The organism is Kitasatospora sp. NPDC059577 (assembly GCF_042735475.1).
In the GTDB taxonomy this organism is placed as follows: Bacteria; Actinomycetota; Actinomycetes; order Streptomycetales; family Streptomycetaceae; genus Kitasatospora.
This window is the reverse complement of the sequence record NZ_JBHWBZ010000008.1, coordinates 1-14,033: the sequence shown is the minus strand read 5'-3', so window position 1 is coordinate 14,033 and position 14,033 is coordinate 1. Positions and strand designations below refer to the sequence as shown.

At 75.3% G+C, this 14,033-nt stretch carries 12 protein-coding genes; 8 read left to right on the top strand and 4 right to left on the bottom strand.

What is annotated here, in order from left to right; genetic code table 11:
• The first annotated feature begins 174 nt into the window (after window positions 1-174).
• Window positions 175-777, top strand: coding sequence for a hypothetical protein (locus tag ACFV0O_RS09830; RefSeq protein WP_380338793.1), 603 nt, complete (start codon window positions 175-177; stop codon window positions 775-777).
• A 70-nt stretch (window positions 778-847) separates the two neighbouring features.
• On the opposite strand, the gene ACFV0O_RS09825 is transcribed toward ACFV0O_RS09830, so the two are convergent.
• On the bottom strand, window positions 848-2,074 hold the full coding sequence (locus ACFV0O_RS09825; RefSeq protein WP_380338792.1) for an acyl-CoA dehydrogenase family protein: 1,227 nt from the start codon (window positions 2,072-2,074) through the stop codon (window positions 848-850).
• 146 nt (window positions 2,075-2,220) lie between these two features.
• Here ACFV0O_RS09825 and ACFV0O_RS09820 point away from each other — a divergent pair, with 146 nt between their 5' ends.
• On the top strand, window positions 2,221-2,847 hold the full coding sequence (locus tag ACFV0O_RS09820) for a TetR family transcriptional regulator (protein WP_380338790.1): 627 nt from the start codon (window positions 2,221-2,223) through the stop codon (window positions 2,845-2,847).
• A gap of 115 nt (window positions 2,848-2,962) precedes the next feature.
• A complete protein-coding gene (locus ACFV0O_RS09815) occupies window positions 2,963-4,417 on the top strand; it encodes a cellulase family glycosylhydrolase (protein WP_380338787.1) in 1,455 nt (484 codons plus the stop codon).
• A gap of 36 nt (window positions 4,418-4,453) precedes the next feature.
• Here the strand turns inward: ACFV0O_RS09815 and ACFV0O_RS09810 are convergent, their stop codons facing one another.
• Window positions 4,454-6,478 (bottom strand): M3 family metallopeptidase, encoded by a 2,025-nt coding sequence (locus tag ACFV0O_RS09810; protein WP_380338784.1) that lies wholly within the window; start codon window positions 6,476-6,478, stop codon window positions 4,454-4,456.
• Window positions 6,479-6,631: 153 nt separating this feature from the next.
• Here ACFV0O_RS09810 and ACFV0O_RS09805 point away from each other — a divergent pair, with 153 nt between their 5' ends.
• Complete coding sequence (locus ACFV0O_RS09805) at window positions 6,632-8,359, top strand: bifunctional 3'-5' exonuclease/DNA polymerase (RefSeq protein WP_380338782.1); 1,728 nt, start codon at window positions 6,632-6,634, stop codon at window positions 8,357-8,359.
• A gap of 31 nt (window positions 8,360-8,390) precedes the next feature.
• Here ACFV0O_RS09805 and dhaM read toward each other — a convergent pair whose 3' ends face one another.
• Entirely contained in the window at window positions 8,391-8,786 is a 396-nt protein-coding gene (dhaM, locus tag ACFV0O_RS09800) for a dihydroxyacetone kinase phosphoryl donor subunit DhaM (protein WP_380338779.1), read from the bottom strand.
• A 193-nt stretch (window positions 8,787-8,979) separates the two neighbouring features.
• Between dhaM and dhaK the strand changes: the two genes are divergently transcribed.
• On the top strand, window positions 8,980-9,975 hold the full coding sequence (gene dhaK / locus ACFV0O_RS09795) for a dihydroxyacetone kinase subunit DhaK (RefSeq protein ID WP_380338776.1): 996 nt from the start codon (window positions 8,980-8,982) through the stop codon (window positions 9,973-9,975).
• A 12-nt stretch (window positions 9,976-9,987) separates the two neighbouring features.
• The gene (gene dhaL / locus ACFV0O_RS09790; protein WP_380338773.1) at window positions 9,988-10,740 is read left to right on the top strand and encodes a dihydroxyacetone kinase subunit DhaL; all 753 of its coding nucleotides are present in this window, start codon (window positions 9,988-9,990) and stop codon (window positions 10,738-10,740) included.
• 216 nt (window positions 10,741-10,956) lie between these two features.
• Here the strand turns inward: dhaL and ACFV0O_RS09785 are convergent, their stop codons facing one another.
• On the bottom strand, window positions 10,957-12,129 hold the full coding sequence (locus tag ACFV0O_RS09785; protein WP_380338771.1) for a PP2C family protein-serine/threonine phosphatase: 1,173 nt from the start codon (window positions 12,127-12,129) through the stop codon (window positions 10,957-10,959).
• A 223-nt stretch (window positions 12,130-12,352) separates the two neighbouring features.
• On the opposite strand from ACFV0O_RS09785, the gene ACFV0O_RS09780 reads away from it, so the two are divergent.
• Together ACFV0O_RS09780 and ACFV0O_RS09775 are read left to right on the top strand one after the other, a co-directional pair.
• A complete protein-coding gene (locus ACFV0O_RS09780; protein ID WP_360262357.1) occupies window positions 12,353-12,571 on the top strand; it encodes a cation transporter in 219 nt (72 codons plus the stop codon).
• A 74-nt stretch (window positions 12,572-12,645) separates the two neighbouring features.
• The coding region (locus ACFV0O_RS09775) for a heavy metal translocating P-type ATPase (protein ID WP_380338768.1) at window positions 12,646-14,033 on the top strand (1,388 nt) is incomplete at its 3' end.

The window sequence follows — 14,033 nt, the reverse complement described above, 5'->3', positions numbered from 1 at the left end:
GCCGCTCCCGGCAGCGGCCCTCCTGCCGGCCGGGGACCCGGGACCGCCGGCCCGGAGACGGGGCGGCTCCCGTACGATCGTCCGGCCGGCGTCGAACCGCCACCCGACCGCTCCGCCCGGCCCTCCGCCCGGCCCCCGCCCGACCACTTCTCCCGACTCCGGAGCGACACCCCGATGACGACCGAGGCCCCGACCACCCCCGGCCCCCGGACGATCTGGGCCCGCCGCATCACCGACGGCGTCGAGCCGAAGAACGTGATCATCGCCCTGCTCCCGCTGCTGGGCGGCCTGCGCTACGGCTGGCCGGGCATCGGCTGGGCGGCCTTCGCGGCCCTGTTCGCGGCCGTCATCCCCACCGTGTTCATCCGGCGCGGCGTCCGCAAGGGCACGGTGGAGGACCGTCACGTCGGCCACCGGCAGAGCCGGCTGACCGTCCTTCCGCTCATCATGGGTTCGGTGCTGCTCAGCTTCGCGGTGATGATCCGGCTGGACGCCCCGGCCGACCTGACCGCCCTGGTGCTGGCGATGTTCGCCTCACTGATCCCGATCCTGGTGATCACCGCCTGGTGGAAGGTCTCGGTGCACACCGCGGTGACCGCCGGCGCGGTGGTCTGCCTGGCCGTCGCGCTCGGCCCGCTCTGGCTGCTGCTCTCCCCGCTGGTCCCGCTCGTCGGGTGGTCCCGGGTGGTGCTGCGGGACCACACCGTCGCCCAGACGGTCGTCGGCGCGGTGGTGGGCGCGCTCACCGCCGGACTCGCCTTCTGGGCCGCCCGCTAGGTCCTGTCCGGCCGAAGGCCGTTCCGCCCCTGGCCCCCGAGGGTTCGGCACGGAACGGCCGGTGCGCCGCTCAGCGGATCGGCACCCCCGAGATCGCCCGGGCGATCACCAGCCGCTGGATCTCGCTGGTCCCCTCGAAGATCGAGTAGATCGCGCTGTCCCGGTGCATCCGCTCCACCGGGTACTCCCGGGTGAAGCCGTTGCCGCCGAGGATCTGCATCGCCTGCGCGGTGACGTACTTGGCCGTCTCGCCCGCGTACAGCTTGGACATCGAGCCCTCGGCCGCGGTGAACGGCTGGTTGGTGACCGCCATCCAGGACGCCCGCCACACCAGCAGCCGGGCCGCGTCGATCCGGGTCTTCATGTCGGCGAGCTGGAAGGCCACGCCCTGGTTGTCGATGATCGGACGGCCGAACTGCTCGCGCGTCTTCGCGTAGTCCAGCGCCACCTCGTACGCGGCCCGGGCGATGCCGATCGCCTGCGCGCCGACGGCGGGGCGGGAGGCCTCGAAGGTGGCCATCGCCGCATTGCCCTTGCCGCCCGGGCGCTTGACGCCCTCGCGGGCCCGGGCCAGCCGCTCGTCCAGCTTCTCCTTGCCGCCGAGCAGGCAGCTGCCGGGCACCCGGACGCCGTCCAGCACCACCTCGGCGGTGTGCGAGGCCCGGATGCCGTGCTTCTTGAACTTCTGGCCCTGGCTCAGTCCGGGCGTGCCGGGCGGGACGACGAAGGAGGCCTGTCCCTTGGCGCCGAGCTCCGGGTCGACGGTGGCGACCACCACGTGGACGGCGGCGATCCCGCCGTTGGTGGCCCAGGTCTTGGTGCCGTTGAGCACCCACTCGTCCTTGGCCTGGTCGTACACGGCCCGGGTGCGCAGCGCGGAGACGTCGGAGCCGGCGTCCGGCTCGGAGGAGCAGAACGCGGCCACCTTGAGGTCGTCGGGGGTGCCGAACATCTGCGGGGTCCAGGTGCCGATCTGTTCGTCGGTGCCGTTGGCGAGCACCGCGACGGCGGCCAGCGTGGTGCCGACGATGGACAGCCCGATACCGGCGTCGCCCCAGAACAGCTCCTCCATGGCGATCGGGATGCCGACGCCGGAGGGGTCGAAGTACTGCTGGGCGTAGAAGTCGAGCGAGTAGATGCCCAGTTTGGCGGCCTCCTGGATGATCGGCCAGGGGGTTTCCTCGCGCTCGTCCCACTCGGCCGCGGCCGGGCGCATCACGTCGGCGGCGAAGCCGTGCAGCCAGTCGCGTACGGCGAGCTGGTCCGCGCCCGGGTCCAGCGAGAACGTGCTGCTCATGGGTGCTTGCCTCCGAAGACGTGTGCGGCCGACCGGGGTGTTACCTCGGGTAACATCGTCGGAGTCTGCTACTGATTGGTAACCGGTGTCAACGCCCGTGCCGGGTACCGACACCGGGTCAGTCCCCCGACTCCGAGGAGCAGCGCATGTCCCGAGAGCCCCGCCGCGAGCAACTGCTCAACGCCGCCGACCGGGTCATCCAACGCGAGGGGCCCGGCGCCAGCATGAACGCCATCGCCGCCGAGGCCGGCATCACCAAGCCGATCCTCTACCGGCACTTCGGCGACCGGAACGGCCTGATCGGAGCACTCACCGAGCGCCACACCGGCGGCCTGCTCGCCGCCGTCCGGGCCGCCCTCGCCGAACCGCTGGAGCGCCGCGACCGGGTCGAGCACGTGCTGGACACCTACCTCGCCGGGATCGAGGCCCGCCCGCAGGTCTACCGGCTGCTCACCCACCCCGAGCCGGGCGACCCGAGCGGCGCCGGCAACGCGCTCGCCCCCGCCCTGCGGCAGATCGCCGAGGAGATCACCCGGGCCGTGCAGAACCAGGTCGACCTCGGCGCCGACCGCGACCTGCTCGCCGAAGCCTGGGGCCGCGGCATCACCGGCATGGTGCTGGCCGCCGGGGACTGGTGGCTGGAGACCAGGCCCTGCTCGCGGACCCGGATGGTGCAGGCCCTGGCCGACCTGCTCTGGGGGCGCCTGGCCGCCGCCGCGGACCTGCCGACCGCCGTCCTCCCGACCGCGCCGGTCGAGCCCGCCGCGGACTGACCGCCCACCGGCCGAACTCCCCTTCTGCGCACGACCCCTGTGCGCACGACCCTTGTGCGGCACACGACAGGCCGGGCATCATCGGGCCCCCGTCCCCCCGCCGTGCGAGGTCCCGATGCGCCTGCGCCGCACCGCCGTTGCCCTGCTGCTCGCCACCACCGCCGTCCTCACCGCCGCCCCGGCCCAGGGCGCCCCGGCCCAGGCCCCCGGCGGCCACCGGGACCGCTTCCCCACCGGCACGGCCGCCGCCCCGGACGGCCGCACCGCCCTCACCGACGCCCGGGGCCGCCGGCTCGGGCTGCGCGGCTTCAACCTCGACAAGTACGCCGAGGCCACCCCTGCCGACCTCGACGCCGTCGCCGCCCGGGGCTACACGCTCGTTCGGCTGCCGGTCTCCTGGACCAGGCTGGAACCCCGGCGCGGCCGCCTCGAAGCTGCCGAGCTGAACCGCCTGCGGCAACTCCTCGACCGGGCCGACCGCCTCGGCCTGCTCGTCCTGGTCGACTTCCACCAGGACGTCTACGGGCCGAAGTTCGGCGGCGGCACCAACGGCATCCCGGTCTGGGCCACCCGGGACGACGGCCTGCCCTTCACCCCCGACCCGGACGACTGGTTCGCCGGCTACTTCCAGCCCGCCGTCCAGGCCGCCTTCCGCCACCTCTACGACGACCCCGACCTGCGCGCCTGGCAGGCCGACTTCTACACCCGGCTGGCCCGCGAACTGCGCGGCCACCGCTCGCTGTTGGGCTACGACCTGTTCAACGAGCCGTTCGGCCCGGTGGACGGCGACCCGAGCGACCCGGCCGTGCTGGCCGCCGCCTCCGCCGCCCTGGAGCGGGGCCGGCTCGCCGACATGTACCGCCGGCTGATCTCCGCCGTGCGCCGGGCCGACGACCGCGCCTGGCTGTTCGTGGAGCCGACGGTCCTGGTCGGCCAGGGCGTGCCGACGCAGCTGCCCGGATTCACCGACCCGCGCCCAGGCGCGCCCCGGCTCGGCTACGCGCCGCACTTCTACGACACCGCGGTCGAGAACGGCGCCGACTGGGACCCGTCCGACGGCTTCGTCGAGCAGTACTCCGCCGCGATCACCGCCTACCCCGCCGCCCACCGCCTGCCGGTCCTGGTCGGCGAGTGGGGACCGCCGAACTCCCGCACGCCGGGCAACCGCGAGCTGGTCCGCCGGCAGGTCGCCGCGATGGACGGCTTCGCCGAGGGCTGGACGATGTGGTACTGGTGCCGGGGCACCGGCGGCTACTGCGCGCTCGACCCGGCCGGGCGGCCCGCCCCCGGCGACGAGCCCGCCTTCGGCCCGTTCCCGGCCGCCGTGGCCGGCAGCGGCGTCCGCACCGACGGCGGCACCGTCCGCTGGAGCTCCGACGGCACCGGGCAGGACAGCGAACTCGTCCTGCCGCCGGACGCGTTCCCGCACGGCGCGGGCGTCGCGGTCTCCCCCGCCGGTGCCCGCGTCGAGGTCGAGCAGCCCGCGGCCGGGCGTGCGGGAACCGTACGGATCCGGCTCCCGCACGCCCGCCCGGGCACCCCCGTGGAGGTCACCCTCACGGCGCGCTGACGCCCCGCCGCGGCGGCCCCGGGTGGTGACCCGCGGCTACAGCAGCCCGCGGCGGGCCAGCAGCGGCCCGGTCTCCGGCGCCCGGCCGACCACCGCGCGGAAGGACTCCAGCGGGTCCCGGGCGAATCCGCGGGCCAGCAGCTCGCGCCGGAACAGCTCGCCGCTCTCCCGCACCGGCCGCCCGTTGCCCTCGAACCACTGCACGGTGTCGGCGTCCAGCACCTCCGACCAGATGTAGGCGTAGTACGCCGCGCTGTAGCCGCTGGCGAACACGTGCTGGAAGTACGTCGTGCGGTAGCGCGGCGGCACCGCGTCCACCGCGACGCCGGCCGCCGCGAGCGCCCGTGCCTCGAACTCCTCGGCGTCCGCGATCTCCTCGCCCTGCGGCACGGTGTGCCAGGCCCAGTCCAGCAGCGTGGCCGCCAGGTACTCCACCGTCCGGAAGCCCTGCCCGAAGCCCTCGGCCGCCGTCATCCGCTCGACCAGCTCGGTCGCCAGCGGCTCCCCGGTCTCGTGGTGGCGGGCGTAGTTGGCCAGCACCTCCGGCCGGACCATCCACATCTCGTTGACCTGTGACGGGAACTCCACGAAGTCCCGCGGCACCGCGGTGCCGGAGAACAGCGGGTACCGCACGTCCGAGAACAGGCCGTGCAGCGCGTGCCCGAACTCGTGGAACAGCGTGCGCACCTCGTCCCAGGACATCAGCACCGGCTCGCCGGGCGCCGGGCGCGGGATGTTGAGGTTGTTCAGCACCACCGGCCGCTGCCCGGTCAGCCCGGACTGGACGACCAGCGAGTCCATCCAGGCGCCGCCGCGCTTGGACGCCCGGGCGTGGAAGTCGCCGATGAACAGGCCCAGTCGGGTGCCGTCCTCCTCGAACACCTCGAAGACCCGCGCGTCCGGGTGGTGGGCCGTCAGGTCCGGCCGCTCGGTGAAGCTCAGTCCGTACGCCAGGTTCGCCGCGAAGAAGACGCCGTCGCGCAGCACCCGCTCCAGCTCGAAGTACGGGCGCAGCGCCGCCGCGTCCACCTGGAAGGAGCGCTGCCGGACCTTCTCCGAGTAGTACGCCCAGTCGTGCGCGGCGATCTCCCCGATCCCGTCCACGGCGGCCGCACCGGCCAGCTCGGCCGCCTCCCGGCGGGCGTTGGCCACGGCCGGCCCGACCAGGCGGGCCAGCAGGGCGGAGACCGCCCCGACCGTGCCGGCCGTCTCGTCCGCCACCACGTACGCGGCGTGGCTGGCGTGCCCCAGCAGCGCCGCCCGCTCGGCCCGCAGCCCGGCCATCCTGATCGCGATCGGCCCGTTGTCCCCGCTCCCGCGGCCGAGCGAGGCGGCGAGCAGCCGCTCGCGCACCGAGCGGTCGGTGAGCTGCGCCAGCTCGGGCTGGGTGGAGGTGTTCTGCAGGCTCAGCACGTACTTGCCCTCGTGACCGAGCACCCGGGCGTTCTCCGCCGCACCGGCGATCGCGCCCTCGGACAGGCCGGCCAGTTCCTCGGCGGAGTCCAGGACGAGCGCGGCGGCGCGGGTCGCGGCGTTCACGTTCTGCTGGAACGTCGTGCCCAGGGCGGCGAGTTCGGCGTTCAGCCCGCGCAGCCGGTCCTGCTCGGCCTCGCCCAGCCGGGCGCCGGAGCGCACGAAGCTCGTGTACCGGCGCTCCAGCAGCCGCAGCGACTCCGGGTCCAGGCCGAGCGCGTCGCGGGTCCCGTACAACGCCTCGATCCGGGCGAACAGCGCGCGGTCCAGGTGGATCGCGTCGTGGTGGGCCGCGAGCAGCGGGCTGACCTTGGCGTCCACCTCGTCCAGCAGGTCGGTGGTGTCGGAGGACGACTGGTTGCGGAACACCGCGTCCACCCGGTGCAGCAGTTCCCCGGAACGCTCCAGGGCCACCAGGGTGTTCTCGAAGGTCGGCGGGTTCCGGTCGGCGGTGATCGCCGCGATCTCGGCCAGCTGCTCGGCCGTCCCGCGCTCGTAGGCGGGCAGGTAGTGCTCCTCCCGGATCTCCGCGAAGGGGGGCAGCTCGTAGTCCAGCGTGCTGGGCCGGAAAAACGGGTTCTCGGTCATTTCGCCGACCATACGCGGTGTCACCCACCCTGCCTATGCGGCCCTCACCCGTTGTCGTACCCACGCGTTAACGTCAGCGCAGGACACCCGTAAGCCCGCACATCCGTGCCCGTACCCGCACGCCCCGCCGCGCGCCGGAGAGGAGCAGCCCCCGTGGCACCCAGGACGGCCCTCGCGCCCGACCCGCACGGCCCCGGCGGCCGGCTCCAGCCGCTGGACGACGCGGGCGCCCCGCTCGGCCCGCCCGAAACCGTCCCCGACCTCGCCGCCGCGGTCGCCGCCCGCGAGGCCGCCGGGAGCGGCGCCCCGCCCGCGCCGCGCTGGGTCTGGGCCACCACCGACTCCGCGTACGCCCCGCTGCTGGCTCGCCTGCCCGACCGGCTCGCCCGCTGCCACGACCTGCGGCTGGTCGAGGCGCTGCTGCTGGCGCACGAGGGCCGGTTCGGCGCCCCGCGCTCGCTCGGCGCCGCCTGGGCCCGGCTGCGCGGCCTGCCCGTCCCGGCGGACCTGCCCGAGCCCGGCCCGGCCGACGCCGACGACGGCCAGGACACCCTGTTCGCCCCCGACCGGCTGCAACTGCCCCCCGGCGCCGACCCGCTGGAGGCCGTGGTCGCCGTCCACGCCGAACAGCAGCGGCGGATCGCCGCGATCGCCGACCCGGCCGCCCGCCAGCGGTTCCGGCTGCTGGTCGCCGCCGAGTCGGCCGGCGCCCTGGTGGCCGCCGAGATCGCGCAGGACGGCCTGCCCTGGCGCGCCGACGTCCACGACCGGCTGCTCACCGAACTGCTCGGCCCCCGCCCCGCCGTCCCCGGCACCCAGCCCCGGTTGCTCGCCGACCTCTCCGTCGAACTCCAGCAGGCCCTCGGCGCGAAGCCGTTCAACCCGGACTCGCACACCCAGGTGCTGCGCGCCTTCGCCGACGCCGGGATCCAACTGGGCTCCACCCGCTCCTGGGAGCTCAAGGGCGTCGACCACCCGGCCGCCGAACTGCTCGTCCGCTACAAGGAGCTCGCCCGGATCCACGTCGCGCACGGCTGGGCCTGGCAGGACGCCTGGGCCCGCGGCGGCCGTTTCCGGCCCGAGTACGTCGTCGGCGGCGTGGTCTCCGGCCGCTGGGCCAGCCGCGGCGGCGGCGCCCTGCAGATCCCGCGCATCCTGCGCCGGGCCGTGGTCGCCGACCCGGGCTGGCTGCTGGTGGTCGCCGACGCCGCCCAGCTGGAGCCCCGGGTGCTCGCCGCGCTCTCCCGGGACGCCGGGCTGGCCCGCTCCGCGGCCGGCGGGGACCTCTACGAGGCGCTCGCCGCGACCGCCTTCCACGGCGACCGGGAGAAGGCGAAGCTCGGCCTCCTCGGCGCCATGTACGGGCAGACCAGCGGCGACATCGGCCCGCTGCTGAACACCCTGCGCCGCCGCTACCCGGCCGCGATGGGCTACGTCGAGGCCGCCGCCCGCACCGGCGAGGACGGCGGCGTGGTCGCCTCCCGGCTCGGCCGGGTCTGCCCGCCCGCCACCGCCGACTTCCTCGACCTCACCGAGGCCGACGCGGCGGGCGAGGCCGGCGGCCGCACGGCCCGCGCCCGCGGCCGCTTCACCCGCAACTTCGTCATCCAGGCCAGCGCCGCCGACTGGGCCCTCGCCCTGCTGGCAGCCCTGCGCCGGCGGCTGGCCGAACTGCCGTCGGCCGGCCCGGCGGACCGCCCGCACCTGGTGTTCTTCCAGCACGACGAGGTGATCGTGCACACCCCGGCGAACCTCGCCGACGAGGTGGCCGCCGCCGTCACGGAGGCCGCCGACGAGGCCCGCCGGCTGGTGTTCGGCGACACCCCGGTCCGGTTCCCGCTCACCACGGCGGTGGTGGACTGCTACGCCGACGCCAAGTGAGTCTCGCCGAACCAGGTGCACGGCGCCCGGGTCAGGACAGCTTCCGGAATCCCCGCGCGTCCTCGGCCGCCGCGACCACCTCGGCCAGCCCCGCCCCGGTCGAGGCGGTGACGGCGGCGGCCACCGCGCCCTCCACGAACGGCGCGTCCGCCAGCCGCACGCCCGGCCGCGGCTCGTCCTCCAGCACGGTGACGGCGGTGAGCACCGAGCTGCCGAGGTCCGGCAGCACGACCACGCCCGCCCCGCCGTCCGCCCGCGCGATCGCCCCGGCGATCAGCTCGTAGCTGGTGCCGAGCCCGCCGTCCTCCGTCCCGCCGGCCACCACCACCCGCACGCCGTCCGGGGCGAGTTCGCCGAGCAGTTCGCGCAGCCCCTCCGCGAGCCGGGCGCTGTGCGAGACCAGGACGATACCCACGTTTCCGCTCATGCCGACGACCCTACGGCGCGGTCCCGCTGCTCCGGGAGAGTGACCGGAATCGCGCGTGTCGCACCCCGTGCCCGCCGCCCCCGTCTGGCGTAGCGTCGGTCCGGGGCCCCGCCCCGCACGACGGGCCCCACCGGCGTCCGCGGCCGCAGCGTCCCCACCGAGGTCACCGAGGTCACCAAGGGAGCGAAGAGCGTTGAAGAAGCTGATCAACACCCCGGAGGGCGTCCTGGAGGACGCGCTGGCCGGAGTCGCCGCCGCCCACCCGGAGCTGACGGTGGACATCCCCAACCGGGTGATCTCCCGGGCCGCCCGCCCGGCCGGGCCCAAGGTCGTGCTGATCTCCGGCGGCGGCTCCGGCCACGAGCCGCTGCACGGCGGCTTCGTCGGCCCCGGCATGCTCGACGCCGCCTGCCCCGGCGAGGTGTTCACCTCGCCCGTCCCGGACCAGATGCTGGCCGCCGCCAAGGCCGTGGAGACCGGCGCCGGCGTCGTCTTCGTCGTGAAGAACTACACCGGCGACGTGATGAACTTCGAGCTCGCCGCCGAACTCGCCGCCGAGGAGGGCCTGGAGGTCCGCACGGTCCTGGTCAACGACGACGTCGCGGTCGAGGACTCCACCTGGACGGCCGGGCGGCGGGGCACCGGTGCGACCGTCCTGGTCGAGAAGACCGCCGGCGCGCTGGCCGAGCGCGGCGCCCCGCTGGACGAGGTGGCCGCCCTCGGCGAGCGGGTCAACGCCGCCTCCCGCTCCTTCGCGATCGCGCTCACCGCCGCCACCGTCCCGGCCGCCGGCAAGCCGGGCTTCGACCTGCCCGAGGACGAGATCGAGGTCGGCGTCGGCATCCACGGCGAGCCCGGCCGCCGGCGCGAGAAACTCCGCCCGGCCCGCGAGCTGGCCGCGGAGGTGGTCGAGACCATCCTGACCGACCACCACCTGACCGCGGGCGACGAGGTGATCGCCCTGCTCAACGGCCTGGGCGCCACCCCGCTGCTGGAGCTGTACGTGGTCTACGGCGAGGTCGCCGCCCGGCTCGCCGAGCACGGCATCACGGTGGCCCGCAGCCTGGTCGGCAACTACGTCACCAGCCTCGACATGGCGGGCTTCTCGCTCACCCTCACCAAGGCCGACGCCGAACTGCTGGACCTCTGGGACGCCCCGGTCGACACCCCCGCCCTCAAGCGGGCCTGAGGAGGATTCGCGATGGACCCCGACACCCCGCCGTCCGGCCCCGCGCCATCCGACACCGCAGCGTCCGGCCTCACGCCGGCCGACACCGCAGCGTCCGGCCTCACGCCGTCCGACACCGCGGCATTCGACACCCGGCTGGCCGAGGCCTGGATCGGCGCGATCGCCGCAGCCGTCGAGAAGGAGCAGTCCCGGCTCACCGAGCTGGACTCCGCGATCGGCGACGGCGACCACGGCAGCAACCTCCGGCGCGGCTTCACGGCCGTCCTCACCGCCCTCGACGGCCTCCGGCCCGCCGACCCCGGCGCCGTCCTCACCAGGACCGGCACGACGCTGATCTCCAAGGTCGGCGGCGCCTCCGGCCCGCTCTACGGCAAGGCCTTCCGCGCCATCGGCGCCGCCCTGCCCGGGCCCGCCGACCCGGCCGCCCTCGCCGAGGCGCTCTCCGCCGGACTGGACGCCGTCCGCCTCCTGGGCAGGGCCGAACCCGGCGACAAGACCATCGTGGACGCCTGGACCCCGGCCGTCGCCGCCTTCCGGGCCGCGGCCGCCGCCGGAGCCACCCTCCCCGGAGCCGCAGCCGCGGCCGCCGACGCCGCCGAACAGGGCGCCCGCGACACCATCCCCCTCCAGGCCCGCAAGGGCCGCGCCTCCTACCTCGGCGAACGCAGCATCGGCCACCAGGACCCCGGCGCCACCTCCACCGCGCTGATCTTCCGCAGCCTCGCCGACACCACGGCCGACGCCACCGACGCCACCGCCGGCTGACCCGCGCCGACGGACCGCCGGCCCCCTGCCGCTTCCCGCGCTCCGGCCAGGGCGCGGGACAGCGGGAGCCGGCGGACGGCGGCGGGGAGCACCGGAAGTCAGCCGGAAGCGCGGGCCCCACCGCCGAGCCGCCCGGCCCCGGGCCGCCCCCTGGGCACCGACGGCCCGCCAGGCACCGACGGCCCCCCGAACACCGACCGCCCCCGCCGAGGCCGGTCAGCCGTCCGTCCGCGCGATCAGCAACAGCAGTGCGTCGTCCCGCAGGTCCCCGCCCGTGTGCGCCAGCAGGTCCCCGTAGACCCGCCCCACCGCCGCCTCCAGCTCGCCCTCCGAGCGCGCGGCTCCGTGGACCAGCGCCCCGACCCGCTCCGCCAGCGGGTAGAACTCCCCGCTCGTCCGGTGCCGCGCCTCGATCACCCCGTCCGTGCAGAGCACCAGCACGTCGTCCGGTCCGAACGGCTGCCCCCAGGTGGCCGGCTCCCCCGCGGCCAGCCGGCCGAGCCCGAGCGGCACCCACGGGTCCGGCGATTCGAGGACGTGCGCCCGGCCCTGGTCGTCGACCCTGATCGGCGGCACGTGCCCGTACTGCAGCAGCTCCATCACCCCGGGCGTGCGGAACTCCGCGAACAGCGCCGTGGTGAACTCCCCGTCCGGTACGTGCCGTTCGACGCTGGCCTCGATCCGCGCCGCGACGCCCCGCAGCCCGGCCTCGTCGTAGGCGGCCTCCCGGAACGCGCCCAGCACCACCGCCGCGGTCTGCACCGCGGCCAGCCCCTTGCCCCGGACGTCCCCGACCGCGACCCGCGTCCCGTGCGGTGTCTCCAGGACGGAGTACAGGTCCCCGCCGATCCGTGAGGCGTCGGCCGCCGACACGTAGCGGACGGCCAGCCGCAGCGGCCCGACGACCGGCCCCGGCAGCCGCAGCAGTGCCCGCTGGGCGGCCTCGGCGACGGAGCTGACGGCCGCGAAGGCCGCTGCGCGCCGCATCCGGAGCCTGGCGACCCAGGCCGAGAACAGCGTCACCACCAGGTAGCTGACCATCGCGCCGTAGAGGAAGCGCGCGTCGTTGATGTTGTCGACCTCGTCGTAGTGACTGAGCCCGAACACCGCGACCAGTCCGAGCGCGCAGACCGCGAGCAGTTCGCGGGGCCGGAGGGTCAGCGCCGCGACGGTCGGCACGACGGTCATCAGCGGTGCCAGGTAGCGGTCCTTGCCGGAGAGGAAGTCGGCGAGCGCGACCAGCAGCATGGCGAGCAGCGCCGGGGCGGCGCGCCGCCAGAGCGGCACGTCCTGGAGGTCGGCGGCCAGCAGGGCGCGGCGCTGCCGGGCCGGGGGCAGTCCGGCTGCTTCGGGAGCCGAGGGTGACTGGGCGCGGCGGATCGGAAACACATATCGAACATAAGGGACGATCACGACGCGCACTCATCCGCCCACCCCTCCGGCGTCGCACCGTTCCCGGGCGCCTACGCTCGGCTGTCGGGGCCCGCCCGCCGGTGTGCTGCACCCCACCGATCCCCGCGATACCCCAGAGGGGTATGGTGTCAGCAGAGTCGTTGACAAGAGTCCGGGCCCGGACCGACCCGCCCGGGCCACCCAGACCTCGGAGGCCCCGATGTCCAGCACCATCACCTACACCGTCTCCGGCATGAGCTGCGGCCACTGCGAGAAGGCGATCAGCGAGGAGCTCTCCGCCCTGACCGGGGTCACCGAGGTCGCCGCCGACGCCAAGGCCGGGACCGTGACGGTCTCCTCGGCCGCGCCGTTGGACGACGAGCAGGTCCGCGCCGCCGTCGACGAGGCCGGCTACGAGCTGGTCGGCCGTAGCGCCTGAACCGCCGAGGTGGCGGGGGGGGGCGCCCCCCCGCCCCCCCCCCCCCCCCCCCCCCAGCAAGGAGCTGATCCGCAATGAGCACCTCCGCCCCGGACGTCGAGGCCCGGGACCGGGTCGAGCTGTCGATCGGCGGGATGACCTGCGCTTCCTGCGCGGCCCGGATCGAGAAGAAGCTCAACCGGATGGACGGCGTCGAGGCGACCGTCAACTACGCCACCGAGACGGCCCGGGTCGTCCACGGCCCCGGGGTCACGGTGGCGGACCTGATCGCCACGGTCGAGCGCACCGGCTACACCGCCGAGCTCCCCCCGCCCCCCGCACCCGCCGCCCCCGGACCGGAAGGCCCGGCCGCCGCACCCGGGCAGCCCGCCGCCGACCCTCCCCCAGCCTCCGGCCGGGGGTACCCCCAGCTCGACCGGCTGCTGACCAGCGCCCTCCTCAGCCTTCCGGTGGTCATGCTGTCGATGGTCCCGGCCCTGCAGTTCACCAACTGGCAGTGGCTCGCCTTCGCGCTCACCGGCCCGGTCGTGGTGTACGGCGGCCTGCCGTTCCACCGCGCCGCCTGGACCAACCTCAAGCACGGCGCCGCCACCATGGACACCCTGGTCTCGCTCGGCACCCTGGCCGCCTTCGGCTGGTCGTTCTGGGCGCTGTTCTGGGGCCACGCCGGCATGCCCGGCATGCACCACGACTTCTCGCTCTCCGTCGCCGACACCGACGCCTCCTCCACGCTCTACCTGGAGACCGCCGCCGCCGTCACCGTGCTGATCCTGCTCGGCCGCCACCTGGAGGCCCGCTCCAAGCGCCGGGCAGGCGCCGCGCTGCGCGCCCTGCTCGACCTCGGCGCCAAGGACGTCACGGTGCTGCGGGGGGCGCGCGAGGAGCGCCTGCCGGTGGACCGGCTGGCCGTCGGCATGCGCTTCGTGGTCCGGCCGGGCGAGAAGATCGCGACCGACGGCGTGGTGGTCGAGGGCGGCTCCGCGGTGGACGCCTCGATGCTGACCGGGGAGTCCGTCCCGGTCGAGGTCGGGGTCGGCGCCGGCGTCACCGGCGGCACCGTCAACGCCGGCGGGCGGCTGGTGGTCGAGGCGACCGGGGTCGGAGCGGACACCCGGCTGTCCCGGATGGGCAGGCTGGTCGAGGAGGCCCAGAACGGCAAGGCCGCCGCCCAGCGGCTCGCCGACCGGATCTCCGCGGTCTTCGTCCCCGTGGTCGTCCTGATCGCCCTGGCCACCCTGGTCAGCTGGCTGCTGGCCACCGACAGCCCCACCGAGGCCTTCACGGCCGCGGTCGCGGTGCTGATCATCGCCTGCCCGTGCGCCCTGGGCCTGGCCACTCCGACCGCGCTGCTGGTCGGCACCGGCCGTGGCGCCCAGCTCGGCATCCTGATCAAGGGCCCCGAGGTCCTGGAGACCACCCGCAAGGTCGACACCGTCGTCCTGGACAAGACCGGCACCGTCAC